The organism is Cupriavidus sp. 96C5-1 (assembly GCF_057798855.1).
Genome location: NZ_JBYOJU010000016.1, coordinates 44,992 through 62,483, shown reverse-complemented (window position 1 = coordinate 62,483; position 17,492 = coordinate 44,992). Strand labels below are relative to the sequence as shown.

The following is a 17,492-nucleotide window of genomic DNA, read 5'->3' as shown; positions in this document are numbered from 1 at the left end:
AGACATTTAATATTCAAGGTTTCGCTGAATGTCTTACCAAATGTTTTATGCTGGCATGCCTGCCAATACTCGCACCGGCATAAAGCCCGGTGCGAAGCTTCAAGCCCCGGATCGGGCAGCCGGCCGCGCGCGGAATCGCCCATAGCATCGCACACGGAATCGCGCCTGGAATCGTGCCTGGATTAGCGCGGATTCCCGCACCGGACCAAGTCATCGGATCCGGCAAAAAACGTCCTTTAGCGAATATCGTCCATATCCAGTACATTAGGCGAGACTGCAGGCCGATTTCCTGGCCCGCATATGCCCGGGACCACCGGGGCATGGTAGCGCTCACCGAATGTCATGACGCCTTACAAGCCCGATGCGCCGAGTACCGAGCAGGAGCCGTCACCGAGCCTGCCGCATACCCGCTTCGAAGTCGGCGGCGCCCTGCCCGCATCCACAGCCAAGTCCAGGTCCGCAGCGGAGGAACCCGCCACGGGGCAGATCCTGGCTTGGCGCGACCGCGTCGGCCATGTGGTCGATCTTTCCGTAACGCGGGAGCAGGTTGCCGGCCGCTTCGCGGGCGTCATCGACCGGTACCTCGTGGATGACATGGTCTTTACCGACTGCCGCTGCGACAGCGTGGTGCTGGAGCGCACGGTGGCGCGCATTTCCACCGATGCCATGCGGCACTATGTGCTCCAGGTCTTTATCGACGGCAATGCCGGCTATGTCGACGGCATGCGCCGCAACGCAACGCCCCGCCATGGCGGCATCCTGCTAGCCGATCTCGGGCAGACCGCGCTGATGATGCGCGAAAGGGCGCGCGTGCTCACTTGTTTTGTACCCCGCGGCCTGATGGAATCCGTGTTCCCCGATGCCGAGTCGGCGCATGGCCGCATCGTGGAAACCAACACGCCAATGACGCAGCTGGCGGTCGACCATATCAAGGCGCTCCGGCAGGCGCTGCCCCACATGCCGCCACCGCAGGCGGCCATCGCGCTGCGCGAGGCCGTCCAGGTGCTGGTCGCTGCCTTCCGCAAGACCGCACGGCTGGAGGGCGATGCGCGCGCCGCCGCCCGCAGCGCCCTGCTGGCCCGGGCGCGCCGGCTGATCGACGCCAATGCCAACCAGCCGGATCTCTCGCCCGGCCGCCTGCTGGAGGCAATGCACATTTCCCGCCCGACCTTGTACCGTCTGTTCGAGCACGAGGGCGGCGTGCAGGCCTACATCCGCAAAAGCCGGCTACGCGCCGCGGCGGTGGACCTGGTGCGGTTTCCGCATCTCCCGGTGGTGGAGATAGCGTACGGGCTCGGCTTCTCGAGCGGGTCGGATTTCACGCGGGCGTTCCGGCGCGCCTACGGCATGTCGCCGAGCGACCTGCGCATCCAGGCAGCCAACCCGCAGCGCGAAGACCTGCTGCGCGCCGCGCTACGGGTGCAAGGCCCGGAATACCAGCACTGGCTACACCGGCAACAAGCGAGCAAAGACCTGAGCGCCACCATCGGCACGCCCTGACGCCCGCAACGCCGATGGCGCGGAGCCCGGCGCCGAGCCCCCCGGGCGTTGCACCGCCGCCGCTGCCGGCACGCGCGCCGGGGTTGCCAGGCCAGCCCGCGCCACCGTGCCGGTCGGCTCGGCAAAGTCGCCCGCCCCCAGCCAGCGGCTGACAAAGCCCCCCACCGCATCGAGCAAGACATCGGAGCCAATACCGGCCGTGCCGGCGACCGCCGGGCAAATCACCAGGCTGGTGCCCTGGTGGGTATAAACCTGCAGGGTCCTGGCCTGGTCCGCCGGCTTGAGCGTGTGCTCAACGGCCTGAATCCCCTTCATGCCGAACGCCCGCAGGTAATCCGCGGTATGGCGCTCGGCCAGGCACAGGACCACCTTGGGCCGCATCTGGCGGCGCAGGCCGTGGATAAAGCGAAAGCGCCCTCCCTCCCGGCACAGGTCGAGGTAGCGCTGCTTGGGATTCAGCTCCGGCTGGCCGCCATACAGCTTGGACCATGGGAGCCTGCCTTCCGGCCGGATGGCCAGCGGAAAGAGATTGAGCTTGAATTCCCAGCCGCGCGGCTGGTAAAGGCTCTCCTCCAGGTATTGTTGCCAGTCGCCGCCATCGGTACGCCCGTAGAGCACCGTCTCGCGCGCAGCCGCCATGATGCGGGCAATACGCTGGTGCGTCTGCCAGCGCGCCATATCCTGCCTGTGCCGGCAGCGGAATTCGTGGTCCCACGCCAGCGGCCTGCGCAACGGGGCGAGCGCGCCGGAGAGCGGCGCATCGATGCCGCTGGGGGCAAATTCACAGAACCACACTGCGGCGGCGGGGTTTCCCCCCTCCATGCCAACATAGGAAGAAAAATAAGCGTCGAACTGCTCGCGGGTAAAAGGGCTTTGATAGGGTTCCATAGGTCCGGCACGGCTGGCATTGACTGGCATCGACTACCCGGCTTTGCCTCGTCGCCCCGACAGGAATCCACCAACCCACCGCTGCCGCAACACCGGCGTTGCCGCCCCCGCCTTTTTTCTGGCGGATGCAACGGCAAGCCCGAGGCAAAACCCGTAAACAGCGTAATCGCGCCAGCCGGGGACGCTTGACCGTGCGTCTCAGTTTTTCCATCCGGATACATAGTCCAAAAAGACCATGTCGCTCACCCGTACAGGCATGGTAGGCACCGGCTTTGCCAGGCAAACGCCCACAGCACAAACCCGGCGCAGCGCTTTCTGGAAGGCAATCCCGGCGTGATCCGGACGCGGAGCCATATCCCGGAAACCAGCCGGCGCCGGCAGGGGTGGCACCCGCAGCGTGGAGGCATAGATACGACGGCGGCGCGCCGCCGCCGACCCGCCGCGCTTGCACCGCGTGCCCGTGGAGCAGATCGCGCCCGGTCTCGGCTCTGGCGCGGCGTCGGACTTCACCAGGGCATTCCGCCGGGCTTACGGCATGTCGCCATTGGCGGCCGATGCGCAGTCCGCCGGGACGGCGGACAAGCCAATCAAAGCGCCTGGGCGGGCATATGAGGCGTGGCCTCCGACGCAGTGGCGCAAGACACCGCGCCTGACCGAGCCGATGCCTGCCGTTGCACACCGTTGCCGCTATTTGCGGCACCGGCCCACGCACCCGACATGGTCCGCGCCATCATGGCGCCCTGAACCTCATTGCAGGCCCCTGGCAACCCGGTAAATACGCCAGCCGGCACACTGTTCAGCGTCTCGGCGGACTCCACAAAATCGCTCGGCGCCAGGCGCGCGCCAAGCAGCTTTCCGAATGCAGTCAGCAGCACATCCGAGGTCAGTCCCATGCTGCCCGCCAAAGCAGGACAGACGATCCAGGTGGTGCCGTCCCTGACATACACGCGCAGGACCTTGACCAGGTCCGCCGGCTGGAACGGCAATTCCTCAGCCACCACGGCTTCCAGCCCGAATGCCCGGAGGTAGTCTTCCTCATGCCGATAGCCGAGGCAGAAGATCACCTTGGGCCGCCAGCGGGCACGCAGCGTTTCCAGAAAGCGGAAACGGGCGCCATTCCGGCACAGCTCCAGGTAGCGCTCCTTGGGCACCAGTTCAGGCTGGCCCCGGAACACCTTGGACCAGGGCGTCAGCCCATCGAGCTGCGCCGGCAGGGGGAACAGGTTCAGCTTGAACTCGTTGCCATCCGGCGCGTAGAGGCGCTCCCAGAAGTACGGCTTCCAGTCGTCATCGTCCGACCGCAGGCCCAGCGCCTGCGCACGTGCCGCGGCCATGATGCGGGCAATGCGCTGATGCTGGAGCCAGCGCCCCATATCCTCCCGGTGCCTGGCGCGAAACGCCGCGTCCCATGCGGGCGGCTCCATGCTCGGGCGCAATGGCCTGGCCAGCGGCTCAAGCCAGGGATGCGGACTTCTGTCGCAGATCCAGACGGATGCCTGCGGGTTACCTCCCTCCATTCCGACGTATGACGCAAAATAATTGTCGAGCTCGTCGCTCGTAAATACCCCTAGATCCTGCATGTTGCCCCTTATCAATGGGACCCTCTTTACCCCATGCCACAACGTGCCGCTTTGGTGCCTGCTTCGAGGTCTAGCGTGCCGCTGTGGTCCGTTTGTCCGGTCTGCACGCCGCGCGCGCCGCCCCGGCGGGCTGAAGCCCGCTCTTGTGCGTTGTCATCGCGCTCGCCGCGCATCCGGCATGATGTTGCCACTGGCCTTATGCCGTACACGATTGCCCTTTGAAAGGGCGCGGGGGATTGGAGTGTCGCGGCATAACCGGCGTCGAGTAGCCCAACGCCACTCCGCTCTTCGGCGGATGCTGCCACAGGCCGCAAATAACCAATTGCGACCTTGTATTGTCATGCAATGCAGACATAAGCTGACTCAAGCCACCCTACACTGTCGTTTATGCCCTATCCACATCACAATCTGATGAAATTCTCTCGCTTGGCATCCATAAAATCTCCTTCTGAAAACGCATATCCATATCGGAAACGCAAGGCAGGCCCGAAGAGAAAAACGGCGCCCGCAGGCCGTGGAAGGACGATGTCCAAGCCGGCCTATCATCAGGAACGGACCGAACTTTAACCCAAATCATTTGGAACATAAATTTTATTGTTTTCAGTTCAGACATAAAAAGATCTGATGGAATGTAATCCCGTGAAATACAATTGAGTTTATCCCCTCCGATGGGGGGATATGTTTTCACAGGATATAGAGGAAGACGTCAAATACGGGTATGCCGATATTCAGGCGCCAACAGCCGCGCAAACCTGGCACGATGCCGGTCAATGCCTGCCATGCCAGGAACGCGGCCGAAGGCCCGCCGGCCGCCACGAATCCACAGCCGCGCGAGAGATCAACTTTGACCGTATCCGGCAACCCGGCAGCCGGCGCGTCGCCCGTGACAGCCTCACTAGTGGGGCGTTGATTGACATGCCGACACGCGTGACCGAGAATCCATCCATCACCGCAAACAACGGTGATCGGGCGTGGAAACCCGGGAATATCTAGGCGGACAGCCACAGTTTGTGGTTTTTTTGTGTCCGTTGCGTTCGCGCGCGCCTACAATCCTGAGGCGGGCCGGGCGGGGCAGCCTTCGGGCTGGCCGGTTTCCTAGATATCCGGTTTTCCACCCTCGCTGCGGGCCCGCCACCCTCACGTGGAAATGAGCGGCGGGCTTCCACCCAATCTAGGAGGCCGCTATGCCAAACAGCACCACCGCTCAGTTCGAGTACTCACACACCCTTGCCATCTCCCGGCAATCCGCGCTGATCGCGGAACTCATCGAACTCACATTCCCCGCCGACACCCCGGACAAGCTCCGTGTACAGGAACTCGCTTACCAGTTGGACGAGCTGCGCGGCAGCATGCATGTCGCGGCGCAAGATGGCTGCGATACTTTGCTGCGCGTGAGCGCTGGCTTGGGTGCGGTGCTGCGGCTCCTGGAGGCGGACGGCGATACATTCGAGGCAACGCACGGGCTGCATTGCTTGCTGACGCCGTTGAAGCAGCAGTTGGACGGGGCTGTGAATCGGGTGCAGGGCTTGATCTGAGGGCCAGGGCGGGCGCATTCAGTTTCGCTGGCGCCTGCCCTTTTCCTTTTTCCTCCACTGGTTGAAGGAAAAACGGCAGCATGATGCTCAGGCAGGCTCCCGCCAGTCCTTGCCGCCGGCGAGTCATTGATTGTGTTCGGCAAGGGACCGGATCAGGCTTTCCACGCCGCGTTCTGGATAGCGTCGTTGAACTGCTGCTGATATGTCCGCACCTGTCAGGTACCCAGCACATTCAGGCCAGGATGGCGGCAACGATGCCGGGGACGTATCCGTGGCGCATAGCGTCGCTGACATAGCCAACCGGCCAATGTGCGCCGGTTCCTCCCTCTCTCCATGCACGTTGGGAAATTTCCCAATCCCGAAGCCTCCCTCCTCCCGTAACTTGTTGGCCACCCATCGCCTGCGCGTTGCCTCAGCCCGGCGCGAGCGCCGCAGCCGGACATGGCTGCCTCTCGCGCACCGGACGGGCTTGCCAGCATCCCTGCAGGGCCTCCGCCTACGTACGATTGCGCGGGAGCTATCGATTTCCAACTGCTGACAAGGAGCACCACACGACTACAAAATAGATACCGCCGCCGCATTTCCACTTCACTTCAGATCCATCCGTGCATCATGCAAAACGACAAGCTCGACCTGATCAAATTCTCCTCGCAAGTGCGGGATCTACTGGATAGCGAACTCCAGATTTCAGTTGGCAACATGGAAGTGGTGCCGTTTGCCGAGAAGCTGTACAAGCTGATGCGCGCCCAGGCCTACAACGAAGGCGTGCTTGACGCGAAGCGTGTGATGGACCGCAAGCTGTCCGACATCGCCGAGCAGCTCGATATCCTGCTGCAGTATGAGTAAAGCGTACTCGGTAAAGCAGATCAGAGAGGTCTGGATCAATGCCTATCTGAACGGAGAAACGGACTGGCTCGCCTATCTGGAAGCCCCTTCCTTCTTTGTAAAGAGGAATGCTGAGCTCATCTCCAAAGCCGATCAGATAGCATACCTCGAACGAAGCCGCGCCAAATTTCCGAACAAGAGAACGAGCGATGTCGAGTTCAGGGAAACAGTCACCGCGATGCATGAACACAAGAACTGGGCCACCGTTTCAGGTTCGGCCTGGTTCAAGAGAAACGGAGAGATCGTCAGCCAATGCGAATTCTTCGAATTGTGGCTGATTGTCGAAGGCCGCTGGCAGATCGCGTCGCTGTGCATCGAAGATACTGATCGTGTCGAGGGGACTTAGCAAGAGGGAAACGCCTCCATGCCCTACCATATCCCTACACATGCCCCCTCACGGAGACCGCCTCGATGACTCAAACGCAAGACGCACGCCTCGGCGCCTGCGTCTACCTGCTGCACCTGTTGCTGCAACGTGCCGAGCAACGGCAGCCCGGCTGCCTTGATGATCTCATCCGCGGCGTAAAGGCTGATCGCGCCGGGCTGTTGCCAGACCGGGGGGGCCAGGAAGAGACGCTGCGTGTTTTCGACGAAGCGCTATGGATGCTGGACCTGGCCAATGAGCAGATGAAGATGGCAGGCGGCGGGGGCTCGCCCATGAGATAGACGCAACAACGCCGAGCGATGCTCCGATGAGCAGCTAGATCAACTTCCGTTTTTGACAATCCTCTCCTGCCAGATACGGCCAAACCTGCAGCTGGCATGAGCCCCTGCCCTGAAACGTAGAGGCTCGGGTTCACCTTGCTGCCTCCAGCCCTACAACCCACCTGCGGGCTGGTGGCCATGGCGAAGCCGAGCCGCTTACGCCGGTGCCGAAACGGAAGCCGTCCTATCCTGCCCGTGCTCGAGTTCCAGTTCGCTCAGCACCGTAATTTCCAACGCGAGATCCGCCGCAAGAGAAAGCAGGCTTTCCTGAATGGCCGCATCCATGCTGACGAAGCGCTCGAGGGCGCTGCCGTGCGTCATGAGCAACAGGGCGTGGAGTTGCGCGGCTTTGGTGGCGGCGAGCTCGGCGGGGGACTCAAGCTTGGCGTGGGTTATTAGAACGGTACTCCGACCCGCCCGGCTTGCCTCTATTCCGTATCGCTTTACTTCACGCATGCCCGATCTCCTCAGACTGCTGGCGAACCATTCCGGCAACAGGAAGGAACCACTGCGCACACGGAGGCCCCCTCCTATCGTGCATGACCACCGATAAGCAAAGGGTTTTGATAAGAGGAAAATCCTGAAAAGGTGCAAGCACGCACCCCTGGATGGACACATCATGGACAGGCTCCGCACAGCGACAATTATCCAGCAGCGTTGCTACTGGTCCGCCTGTACTTCAGGACGCCAATCCCGGCTACCGTGGCATGGCAGCGGAGGGAGTATAGCTTGGTTGGTGGCCTGGATCGAGCTCCATAAGACTGACGGGCGCACCGCGGTATCCGCCCGGTACCGGCCGGCCATCACAACGTCGAATATTGCCCTGCTGCAATGCGTCTACCTTCGCGTTCGATGTAACGCCGACAAATGATATGGCGCCCATTTTTTACGGACCGCCTTCACTTCGGCATGAGCAGGTGCATGACTTGACCCAGCAAACATCCAGCCAAACACAAGCCACGCAAACGCGGCGACTTCCCAAACACCTGTTAGCGCTATAGCGAGCCAAGTCAGCAGAAGCGTATATGCTGCCCCCCTAATATTAACGTCCTTGGCCTTGAACAGAATCTGATAAAAAATTGCTAACACCACAAAAAAATAGAGTGCAAACCCGATAATCCCCGTCTCTGCAAGCATGACCAACGGGACGTTGTGTGCATAGACATGAAGAGGATTAGCCGTCGGAAAAGCACCAACTCCGATTCCTGTCAACGGATTATCACCGAAAGCTTTAAGTGCATATGGCCAAATATCCTCCCGCCCCGTAAGATCAACCGTCCCACCGCTCATGCTCACCGCTTCACCAAACATCTCTAGGCGCACTCTTACGGGTTCAGGCAAATAATCATACAACACGTACATACCCAAAACCGCCCCAGTGATGGCGACAACTGAACTCAGAAGATTACGACGCGCCCGGATAAAAAAGAAGACAATTAGACTCGCCAAAATCGCGAAAATGGCACCACGCGATCCTGAGAATGCGATTGCAGCCCCAGCTAATGCAACATATGCACTAACCATTAACCTTACAGCAATTGGGTACCGTTTCGCAGTCATCAGAGCCAGCACAACAGGAATTGAAGTAGCGATTGAATACGCTACGTAATTTGCATTCAATTGGCCGATGGTCGCCCTTTCATCTCCGATACCGCCCGTTACAAATTCGGCTCCTTTGCTAACCACAATAGCACTCGCGACTCCGCAACCTGCGATAATTGCCCATCCGATTAAGCGCCACCACCGTGGTTCTGCCGAAACCCTCGAGATCAAGATGAATGCTACAAAACAGCCAAAGTATGAATTTGTACGGTATAGACTTTGAATTTGGTCATGCGACCAAATGAAACTCATCGCCGCCCACATCCAAAACAATACCAATGCTACCTCCAATCCGGAGATGGGGATTATTCGATTTCGCTGCAGCGAATTTAGGAACATCGTCAATATCCCCATCATGCCGAGCACAAAATAAATCGGAATGGCAGAAAATGGTCCGATTTCTAGCGCCCAACTGCAAAAGAATGCACTGGCGGCAGCCAAGAACGCTGAAAAATACGGCCATAAACTACTGCGATTATTCATTTTTTTGAGGTGGCGAACCGTCGCTGCCCGGAACAGATGGAAGGAAGGAAGATTATTGTACTCCGACGACTCGGGCTGGCACAGCGAAACCACACCCGGCCCCCTCCCCCCCTAAGGGGGGGAGCGATCCACGGAGATCATCTAAACACACAACATCGTACAACGGATATTGGACCACTCCTCAACACGAACCGACGTAGGCAGGACCTTGCGCGTTGACGTACTAACTACGGCATCTGTCGCCTCCCATGGTCCCAATAGGAGTCATGTCGTGCTCGACCAACAACCGCAACTTGCCGATCTCATCCGCCTGAACTTCGGAACACTAATCCCGGCGAACACTGTGTCGAGAGTGACAGCAGCATAGCGCGATTGGTGCGCCGCGACTAAAGGAGGGAGCCCACCCTCAAGCTCGTACGACACTCCCTCAACCATGCGCTGACCCCGTCGCTCACATGCTTAAGTTCCCACAACTCAGCCTGCCCCAAAATCGGGCGACAGAGGAAGTATCCTTAAATCCAAGACTACTTTATCAACTCTTCTATAACAACACGCCGCACGGCATCAGCATCCAGCGCCGATCCTGCCGGTGCGGCCAGCACCCTCTTTGCCGTATCCTTTGAAACCATCCGACCGAGCTTATAGTCCAACGCTCGCAACAGTGCGGCATCCTCTAACCCAGCGCGCCATGCTTCCCATCGACGACTTGACCGCAGGTTCTTGCTGCCATCAATATAAACTGGCGAATAATTGTAGGCACTTACCCCTTGAATATCATTCCATCCACCAGGAACCCCACCGAAGTCAGAATAACTCCAAAAGCCGACACCCGACATCGAATTGGCGATAGCCCGCCAAGGCAGCAGTCTGTAGTAGCCATATATGTCGTTTGTCTTTCCGGGGCCTTTGGTATCGTACATCCAGGTCTGCCCATTCCCACTGAACTCTCCACCAACCAGATCTGGCTGCACCACCAAAACATCCACTATTCCGCGCAACGCCAGCGCGGCTTTATTGCCAGCTGTGGCAAATAATTTCACGCCAACGATACTGGATTTCACCCAACGATAGAATGAGACCGCCTCTGGCACAGTTTCCATTGATGGCTCATCATACGGATACAAATAAATTTGACTGGACCTCCAGCCATGCTTATTTAGTATGCGGATAGCACCGCTGTACCAATCAACAAACTCCTTCCTCCAAGAATCGGAACCAAGATCCGCCTTCCCTTTTAATGAGAAAAAAAGTACAACTTTTGTCACTCTCCCGCTCTTCACTACTCCATCATATAGAGACAAATATTCGTCTAACTTTCCTATATTCTTATCCGGATATGCACCCAAAGATCCTACCGGAACGATAACAGTTGTCTCATGATGGCTCACCAAATCTTCCACAGCTTTCGTTCCAAGCGTACGCAGATCACCGACATTTAGATAGCTCCATGTCGTCGAATCCAATGCTGTTTTCATCAGATCAATCGATACTGTCTTCACCGTACCGCTTAGTACAAAATCTTCCACCCCACTCGTCATTCTGAGCCGATATATTGCCTCTCCCGGCTGGCGACCGCAGAACCGTAGCATAATGAACTTTGACGTGCCGGCAACCATCGAAAAATTCTTCCCCAATTCGACCAACGGATCGAAGGATGCCTTTCCTGTCGCGTCACGCACCTCCTTTGCCTCGAATACGTCCACATTAAAGGATGCAGCCAAAGGCACTTCCTTATCGATAGAGATATCGATATCTTTTTTAGAGCTATTGCTAACGATAAATGATCTGTAATCACACCCGCCATTTGGTAACAGCATTGTGAATGTGCTAACATTCGACACGCTCGCAGGAATTTCCAGCGGTGATATTGCCGCCCAAGGCGAAGTGATCTGAACAACAAACTCGCGCCCCGGATAGCGACCCCGCAATATATCGCTCCTTCTTTTATTTAAATCGCCATAGTTCGAAGCACCAACTTTTTTAAGGCTGAATTCATCATTTGATCTATATGATGCATTTAAATCAACATCCCTTCTTCTATCCACGTCCCCACTCAAATCCTCCAATCCTATTTGGAAGCTGGTATCACTACCCTCGGAGCCACCACGTTTTACTATAATCTCATCCAACGAGAAATATGTGGGCGGTGTAATGACTTCAATCCTAACAAATCGTGCTTGCACATTGAGCCTATCCAACAAGAATTCTCTCTCGACGTAGCTTTCCTCAACGGACCTGTCTGCTCCCTTCATCATATCTCCAGCATAGGCAAAATTCTTGCCATCCTGGCTTACGTAGACGTAGATATGATATGGAAAACTAACACCGCCTCCTAATCCGGCTCCGGAATGCACAGCAATCTGACTTAAATTAGTCAGGTCCTTCAAGTCGAGAGACAGCGAAATCCTCGCAGTATGCGTCCAGGTCAACGCCTGTCGTGATACCCACATTCTCCCATTAGCCAGCATACCATCCGTTAGTACTGATTCAATTTCCTTTTGGGAGTAATCCTTATAATTTGGCAGCGGATTTAGACCATATGGCTTTCCAATGGAAGCGACTTGCGAATCCGTTGCCGCGCAGCCATACGAATTCAACGCAATCACAAGTACAAAAATCTTGATAGCAGATTGTATATTCAATGGCATTTATTTGCTCGAAGTAGCTATTTAAAATACGTACCTTTCATATTTCCAGATCACACCTCAGCACCACCCAAAGAATAAAAATTAAATCAAACGGATATACAAACCGAAAAACACCTACATTTCACCAAAACTATCTTCAAATTCGGCATATCACGTTTCTCACATCAAATATGACCTTTTATTACCAAAACAGCCCTTCCGATTCCATTCGGATTCGGATAAATCCATCGAGAATAGTATTCCGTGACACCCAGCCAATGGGCCACTCCGCGCCAAATAGCGTGCTTAGCAGGATTGACCGCACCGTGCCAATCAGTCAATTCATAAAAACAAATGGGAAGGCCAATTAGCAGTGCCGAGTTAATCGCTCCCAGATGCGGCTTCCAGCGCCAATATGTATGAACGACGGCCAATCCAACCGTTATGCCGGCTACAGTTTCGGACAGCGTGTGATAATTGCCGGCTACAAGCGTAACCGCCATAAATAGCGCTACCGCAACTCCCAGATAGAAGCCCCATCGTGCCGCCCGCGTGTTCAACATGGATCCCATCATCATAAATAGCAGCGGATAAATTGCCATAGTCTGCATAGCGTGGCCACTGATACTGTAGAGGCCTATTGACGGCAGACACCATCCCCCCAGGTCGAAAGCTAGCTTCCCCGCGATGATCACCGTAATACTTGCGGTAAAGGACACCAGCCAACGCAAAGCGCTTGCCCGATAACCCGCTAGGAGCAAGACGATCGCGATGGATATAGCAAGCGGAAAAGTCCATGAACTGTTACCAAAGGGAATAACATGTGCCCACAGCGTCATATACAGATTATCCAATTTGCCCGAAAATAGCATCGAAAACAAATGAAATCCATAGTTATCGTTGCCAGCTTACCTGCGAACCAGCGCTATCAGCGTAGCATTTATGATTCTAAGATCTCCAAGGAAGGTGCGCTCCCGCACATAATCTGTGTAATAACGGAGCTTGATCGGTAATACCTCATTAACGTAAGCGTGATGCGGGTCCTCGGTCTTGGCAAGAATCTCATTCTCGTCCTTGAACTCGATGGATGCTCGATCTGTAATTCCCGGCTTGACCGACAACACAATATCGCGCGTCTCCTCTGGGTAGCAGGCCACATAACGAGGAACCTCTGGCCGAGGGCCAACCATACTCATTTCACCCGAGAATACGTCGATCAATTGGGCAAGCTCATCCAACTTGTACTTACGCAACGTTAAGCCTACGCGAGTTACTCTTGTATCCGCTCCCACTGTTATCTGTAATCCGCGGATCTCTGCATCGGTGACCATCGTCCGGAACTTGTGGATACGGAATTTCTTTCCGAAACGTCCAACTCGCTCCTGTCGAAAAAAAACTGGCCCTGGAGAATCAATTTTGACAGCAAGAGCTATAAATAGAAGGGCTGGTGATAATACAAGCAACCCAAATCCGCTCGCTATTAAATCAAACAAGCGCTTCGCCATCACTGTATAGCTGCTTTTAAAGCGACGATGACACGATTAACATCTGATTCCGTCATGCGCGTATATATTGGCAATGACAGTGTCCTCTCATAAATCTGCTGACTCCGAGGGAACATCTGAGGTGTCAACTTGTAAGTGTCCCGCCAATACGGCTGCAAGTGCAATGGGATATAATGCACGCTGCATCCAATTCCCTGCTCGAACATCCGATCAATCACGTGATTACGGCTAACCTTGACCGAGTCGTCGAGTCTAATTACATAAAGATGCCATGAATGTGTGTCGCCTTGTTCAGCATGAGGGGGACGAATTACTGGCAGATCGGCCAACTGCTCATCATACATAGCCGCAATATCCAAGCGTTTTTTCTGGAATCCGTGCGCCTTTTTTAGCTGATGGATACCTATCGATGCCGCAATATCCGTCATATTATATTTGAATCCTGGTGCCACAATTTCGTAGTACCAGCTCGGCGCCTTCGACGTAAATCGATCAAATGCATCCCGGTTGATACCATGGAGGCGCATTACGCGAGCGCGCCTAGCGATCTCCGGGTTACGTGTGACCAACATTCCACCTTCCCCGGTCGTAATAGTCTTGTTCGCGTAGAAGCTGAACACTGTCACATCGCTATCCAACGTACCGACTAGCTTGCCATCACACGTCGTCGGAAGAGAGTGCGCTGCATCTTCCATGACATACAGGCCGTGTTCCCGAGCGACCCGCAGCAATCTCTGCATATCCGCAGCTCGTCCAGCAAAATGCACAGGAATAATCGCCTTGGTACGCGACGTGATTGCAGCTTCTACGGCATCCACATCAATACAAAGCGTGTCCGCATTGACATCCACAAATACCGGATCCGCGCCCAGATAGCGAATAATCTCCGCAGTAGCCGTGAATGTATGTGTAGTTGTAATCACTTCATCACCAGCCCCAATCCCCAGAGCCTCCAGCCCCAAGTGCAAACCTGCCGTAGCCGAATTGACAGCGACAGCTTCGACACCACCCCCAAGAAATTGAACAAAATCGGATTCAAACTGCTTGGCTCTTGGCCCAGTAGTAACCCATCCAGAACGCAATGCGCTTACAACATCCGCAATTTCCTCTTCGCCGATCTCAGGAAGAGCAAATGGTAGAAATTTCTTGTCCAAATCACTCATCATTTACCCCAGTTTTTAATTAGTAGACGGAAATATTTTTTGCATCACTAGCATGGATCTCGAATTATCCTGCTTAAATTTCTGATTGATTTTATAATTATTCTTCAAATAGAAATTAATCGCTCTATCATTACTCTCGGCATCGGTCGTCAGTACAACCTTTGAGGCTCCCTTCTGCATCGATATCTTCTCGAATTCGCAGAGCAATTTACCGGCAACCCCACCTCCCCTTTTTTTCGGAGAAACCCCAATGCTTCTTAAAATAGCCGCCCCTTCCGGTATGTCCGGCTGTCCGCCATAATTAAAAAATTGTCTCCAGACTCGCGCAAAAACACCAGATGGATTTCGCAGAACAGCTGGAATAATTGCAACCAAGAACTTCGGTAAAAACTTGATCGCCAAGCCCCTATCTCCGCTCGCCGTCTTCAACATTCCGACAGCGAATCCATTTATCTCTCCATCTACGTCATCGACCAGAAATATGCTGCCAGAATTATTCAGAAAGGCGTGATACATAACCCTCAGGAAGGGCTTACCGAGAGACGTAAGGAAAAAACCCGGAAATGCCACCACATGAACATCAACAATCTGATTAAGATCCTCATATTCTGCGAGCCTTCGCATACCCCGTTACCTCTCTTAGTCAGGAAAATTTAACGATCCCTTTCAGCATCGACTCAACCTTCTTCACACCATTTTGCATGCTCATGTGCGCTAGATAATAGTCACGTCCATTGCGCCCCATCGCACCCAACTCCAGTGCGGACATACTCGACATTGCTTGAGCGGCGCGTGCCAATTGCTCCGGTTGACAGGGTTCAACCACCATACCAGCGCCGGCTTCCTTGACAATAGATGCTGCATCACCTCTTACTGCCATTAATATCGGCCGCCCCATCATTAGATAGGCTTGCGTTTTAGATGGTATCGTTATCTCAAATACCTTCTCATCGGCGAGATGTACCAACAGCGCGTCCGCCGCTGGAATTATTCTGCTCGCTTCCTCGACGGGGACTTGCGGGAAAAACCTGACATTATCAAGAGCTAGATCAGATGCTTTCTTTTTTAGAGCTTCACTATAAACACCCGCCCCGAGAAAAACAAATCTTATCCGGTTTTCTCCAGATTTCCGTAACAACTCTGCTGCATCGATGACATGCTCAAGGGACTGCGCAGCCCCCATATTTCCCGCGTAAAGTATGTTAAAGAAACCATTTTCAAAAATTTCATCGGAAGTCTCTAAATCGGTTTTCATGCGACTTTCATCACACCAATTGAATAGCCTTTCGATCTTCTCTCTTGGCACTCCTTTAAGCGCAATAGCATTAAGGTATCCATCTGACAAAACGACAACGCGAGCTGCTTTCCTATAAATCCAGCCACAAATCTTATCGATGATGGCGGTTATTCGGCCTTCCTTCACCGCCCCGGTGGCAACAAGAGCCTCAGGCCAAAGGTCCTGCACATCATAAACAAATGGTACTTTCCTAAACCGAGAAACGCATGCCGCCATTATTCCAACGACTACCGGCGGGTAGTAAGCATACAAAACATCCGGCCTTTTCAAGAAAAAAAGAGAATAAAACGACGCAACCATACCGAATGAGGCATAGCTCATCATTCTCTTCACGGCAGATCTTCCGTGGCTTACGAATGTTGGCAACCTTACTACCGTTACTCCATCCACAACAGATCGTTGTATCAAACTGACCTTGTACCCAGGGAATATCCTCCCTCCCGGATAACTCGGGAACGTAGTTACAATCTCGACCTCATGACCGAGCGCACTAAGCCGTTTCGCGAACTCCAAGCCCTTGATCGAGTTTTCCGGATCAAAGATCTGTGATACGAAGACTATCCGCAACGTATTTACCTCAGTATCAGTATTTTTTCCACACAACGCGGTTCACATAATCTGTATAACTATGGATTATCCTTAGTACCTTATCGGAAACGTTGGGCATGCTGTAGTCCGCGACTTGCCTCAAAAGACGTACCTCGCCTCGTGACTGACTACTCAGGATCGCAAGGCCCTGCATCACGCGTTCCGCTTCCAAACCAACCATCATCACTGCGCCCTCCTCCATGCCCTCCGGCCGCTCATGTGCCTCGCGCAAGTTCAGCGCTGGGAAATTCATAATGGACGATTCTTCATTGATGGTGCCGCTATCGGACAGCACTGCCTTGGCCGCCACTTGCAGCTTGTTGTAATCCGTGAACCCAAGCGGTTTGAGGAGCTGCACCATGGCATGAAATTGCGCGCCAATTGCGTCAACACGTTTCTGCGTGCGCGGGTGAGTCGACACAATAACTGGCAAGCCATAGTGCTCAGCGACGGTGTTCAGCACCCTCACTAACCTGCCAAAGTTCACGTCGGAATCTATATTCTCCTCCCTATGGGCACTCACGACGAAAAATCGCTCTTCGGTTAATCCGAGTCGATTCAGCACATCCGACGCTTCAATGCCCGGTCGATAATGTGCCAAGACCTCTGCCATCGGGCTACCGGTCTTTATCACCATGTCTGGCGGCAAGCCTTCGCGTAGCAGATACTCGCGCGCGATGGAACTGTAGGTTAGGTTGACGTCTGCTGTGTGATCAACGATCCGGCGATTGATCTCTTCCGGCACTCGCTGATCAAAACAGCGATTTCCCGCCTCCATATGGAACACAGGCGTCTTGCGCCTCTTAGCGGGTAGGACAGCCATACAACTATTTGTATCGCCCAGGACAAGCATGGCCTCCGGCTTTTCCATAGCCAGCACACCATCCACGGCGATAATGATCTTGCCAATAGTTTCTGCTGCACCGCCACCCGCAGCATTCAAAAAATGATCCGGTTTACGAATACCAAGATCATCAAAGAATATCTGATTCAATTCGTAATCGTAGTTTTGCCCTGTATGCACTAGAACATGGTCGCAGTGCTCATCGAGCCGTGCCATTACGCGCGAAAGACGAATGATCTCCGGACGTGTTCCGACTACGGTCATGACTTTCAGTTTATTCATATCGTTCC

Annotated in this window: 16 protein-coding genes; 5 read left to right on the top strand and 11 right to left on the bottom strand. The window is 54.8% G+C overall.

What is annotated here, in order from left to right:
* The first annotated feature begins 342 nt into the window (after nucleotides 1-342).
* A complete protein-coding gene (locus AC3FOF_RS18735) occupies nucleotides 343-1,500 on the top strand; it encodes an AraC family transcriptional regulator (RefSeq protein WP_488727441.1) in 1,158 nt (385 codons plus the stop codon).
* Here AC3FOF_RS18735 and AC3FOF_RS18730 read toward each other — a convergent pair.
* Nucleotides 1,447-2,388 carry a transcriptional regulator gene (locus tag AC3FOF_RS18730; RefSeq protein WP_488727440.1) on the bottom strand — a complete coding sequence of 314 codons (942 nt, stop codon included), beginning with the start codon at nucleotides 2,386-2,388 and terminating at the stop codon, nucleotides 1,447-1,449. The two genes, AC3FOF_RS18735 and AC3FOF_RS18730, sit on opposite strands and share 54 nt — an antisense overlap.
* Nucleotides 2,389-2,975: 587 nt before the next feature.
* Complete coding sequence (locus AC3FOF_RS18725) at nucleotides 2,976-3,812, bottom strand: XpsR family transcriptional regulator (protein ID WP_488727439.1); 837 nt, start codon at nucleotides 3,810-3,812, stop codon at nucleotides 2,976-2,978.
* A 1,340-nt stretch (nucleotides 3,813-5,152) separates the two neighbouring features.
* Here AC3FOF_RS18725 and AC3FOF_RS18720 point away from each other — a divergent pair.
* From AC3FOF_RS18720 to AC3FOF_RS18705, 4 genes are all read left to right on the top strand, one after another.
* Complete coding sequence (locus AC3FOF_RS18720; protein ID WP_488727438.1) at nucleotides 5,153-5,503, top strand: DUF1484 family protein; 351 nt, start codon at nucleotides 5,153-5,155, stop codon at nucleotides 5,501-5,503.
* A gap of 612 nt (nucleotides 5,504-6,115) precedes the next feature.
* Nucleotides 6,116-6,349 carry a DUF2164 family protein gene (locus tag AC3FOF_RS18715; protein WP_488727437.1) on the top strand — a complete coding sequence of 78 codons (234 nt, stop codon included), beginning with the start codon at nucleotides 6,116-6,118 and terminating at the stop codon, nucleotides 6,347-6,349.
* A complete protein-coding gene (locus AC3FOF_RS18710; protein ID WP_488727436.1) occupies nucleotides 6,342-6,734 on the top strand; it encodes a hypothetical protein in 393 nt (130 codons plus the stop codon). Before AC3FOF_RS18715 ends, AC3FOF_RS18710 begins: the two co-directional genes overlap by 8 nt.
* A 65-nt stretch (nucleotides 6,735-6,799) precedes the next feature.
* The gene (locus AC3FOF_RS18705) at nucleotides 6,800-7,054 is read left to right on the top strand and encodes a hypothetical protein (protein WP_488727435.1); all 255 of its coding nucleotides are present in this window, start codon (nucleotides 6,800-6,802) and stop codon (nucleotides 7,052-7,054) included.
* Between the two features lie 195 nt (nucleotides 7,055-7,249).
* Here the strand turns inward: AC3FOF_RS18705 and AC3FOF_RS18700 are convergent, their stop codons facing one another.
* The 9 genes from AC3FOF_RS18700 to wecB form a co-directional block, all read right to left on the bottom strand.
* Nucleotides 7,250-7,549 carry a hypothetical protein gene (locus AC3FOF_RS18700; protein WP_488727434.1) on the bottom strand — a complete coding sequence of 100 codons (300 nt, stop codon included), beginning with the start codon at nucleotides 7,547-7,549 and terminating at the stop codon, nucleotides 7,250-7,252.
* A gap of 381 nt (nucleotides 7,550-7,930) precedes the next feature.
* On the bottom strand, nucleotides 7,931-9,178 hold the full coding sequence (locus AC3FOF_RS18695; RefSeq protein ID WP_488727433.1) for an O-antigen ligase family protein: 1,248 nt from the start codon (nucleotides 9,176-9,178) through the stop codon (nucleotides 7,931-7,933).
* A gap of 524 nt (nucleotides 9,179-9,702) precedes the next feature.
* On the bottom strand, nucleotides 9,703-11,826 hold the full coding sequence (locus AC3FOF_RS18690) for a hypothetical protein (protein WP_488727432.1): 2,124 nt from the start codon (nucleotides 11,824-11,826) through the stop codon (nucleotides 9,703-9,705).
* Between the two features lie 164 nt (nucleotides 11,827-11,990).
* Complete coding sequence (locus tag AC3FOF_RS18685; protein ID WP_488727431.1) at nucleotides 11,991-12,644, bottom strand: phosphatase PAP2 family protein; 654 nt, start codon at nucleotides 12,642-12,644, stop codon at nucleotides 11,991-11,993.
* A 69-nt stretch (nucleotides 12,645-12,713) separates the two neighbouring features.
* Nucleotides 12,714-13,310, bottom strand: coding sequence for a sugar transferase (locus tag AC3FOF_RS18680; RefSeq protein WP_488727430.1), 597 nt, complete (start codon nucleotides 13,308-13,310; stop codon nucleotides 12,714-12,716).
* Nucleotides 13,310-14,464, bottom strand: coding sequence for a DegT/DnrJ/EryC1/StrS family aminotransferase (locus AC3FOF_RS18675; protein ID WP_488727429.1), 1,155 nt, complete (start codon nucleotides 14,462-14,464; stop codon nucleotides 13,310-13,312). The genes AC3FOF_RS18680 and AC3FOF_RS18675 overlap by 1 nt, the downstream gene beginning before the upstream one ends.
* A gap of 24 nt (nucleotides 14,465-14,488) precedes the next feature.
* Nucleotides 14,489-15,097 carry a GNAT family N-acetyltransferase gene (locus tag AC3FOF_RS18670; protein ID WP_488727428.1) on the bottom strand — a complete coding sequence of 203 codons (609 nt, stop codon included), beginning with the start codon at nucleotides 15,095-15,097 and terminating at the stop codon, nucleotides 14,489-14,491.
* Nucleotides 15,098-15,116: 19 nt separating this feature from the next.
* On the bottom strand, nucleotides 15,117-16,283 hold the full coding sequence (locus AC3FOF_RS18665; protein ID WP_488727489.1) for a glycosyltransferase family 4 protein: 1,167 nt from the start codon (nucleotides 16,281-16,283) through the stop codon (nucleotides 15,117-15,119).
* 70 nt (nucleotides 16,284-16,353) lie between these two features.
* Nucleotides 16,354-17,484: a non-hydrolyzing UDP-N-acetylglucosamine 2-epimerase gene (gene wecB, locus AC3FOF_RS18660; protein WP_488727427.1), complete on the bottom strand. Its 1,131-nt coding sequence runs from the start codon at nucleotides 17,482-17,484 to the stop codon at nucleotides 16,354-16,356.
* Between the last annotated feature and the right edge of the window lie 8 nt (nucleotides 17,485-17,492).

What these genes read in the sequence shown, in the direction of transcription:
- AC3FOF_RS18695 (WP_488727433.1), bottom strand. Translation starts at nt 9,178, where the DNA reads ATGAATAATCGCAGTAGTTTATGGCCGTATTTTTCAGCGTTCTTGGCT.
- AC3FOF_RS18710 (WP_488727436.1), top strand. Translation starts at nt 6,342, where the DNA reads ATGAGTAAAGCGTACTCGGTAAAGCAGATCAGAGAGGTCTGGATCAAT.
- AC3FOF_RS18680 (WP_488727430.1), bottom strand. Translation starts at nt 13,310, where the DNA reads ATGGCGAAGCGCTTGTTTGATTTAATAGCGAGCGGATTTGGGTTGCTT.
- AC3FOF_RS18670 (WP_488727428.1), bottom strand. Translation starts at nt 15,097, where the DNA reads ATGCGAAGGCTCGCAGAATATGAGGATCTTAATCAGATTGTTGATGTT.
- AC3FOF_RS18690 (WP_488727432.1), bottom strand. Translation starts at nt 11,826, where the DNA reads ATGCCATTGAATATACAATCTGCTATCAAGATTTTTGTACTTGTGATT.
- AC3FOF_RS18715 (WP_488727437.1), top strand. Translation starts at nt 6,116, where the DNA reads ATGCAAAACGACAAGCTCGACCTGATCAAATTCTCCTCGCAAGTGCGG.
- AC3FOF_RS18705 (WP_488727435.1), top strand. Translation starts at nt 6,800, where the DNA reads ATGACTCAAACGCAAGACGCACGCCTCGGCGCCTGCGTCTACCTGCTG.
- AC3FOF_RS18720 (WP_488727438.1), top strand. Translation starts at nt 5,153, where the DNA reads ATGCCAAACAGCACCACCGCTCAGTTCGAGTACTCACACACCCTTGCC.
- AC3FOF_RS18730 (WP_488727440.1), bottom strand. Translation starts at nt 2,388, where the DNA reads ATGGAACCCTATCAAAGCCCTTTTACCCGCGAGCAGTTCGACGCTTAT.
- AC3FOF_RS18685 (WP_488727431.1), bottom strand. Translation starts at nt 12,644, where the DNA reads ATGACGCTGTGGGCACATGTTATTCCCTTTGGTAACAGTTCATGGACT.
- AC3FOF_RS18700 (WP_488727434.1), bottom strand. Translation starts at nt 7,549, where the DNA reads ATGCGTGAAGTAAAGCGATACGGAATAGAGGCAAGCCGGGCGGGTCGG.
- wecB (WP_488727427.1), bottom strand. Translation starts at nt 17,484, where the DNA reads ATGAATAAACTGAAAGTCATGACCGTAGTCGGAACACGTCCGGAGATC.
- AC3FOF_RS18725 (WP_488727439.1), bottom strand. Translation starts at nt 3,812, where the DNA reads ATGGAGCCGCCCGCATGGGACGCGGCGTTTCGCGCCAGGCACCGGGAG.
- AC3FOF_RS18735 (WP_488727441.1), top strand. Translation starts at nt 343, where the DNA reads ATGACGCCTTACAAGCCCGATGCGCCGAGTACCGAGCAGGAGCCGTCA.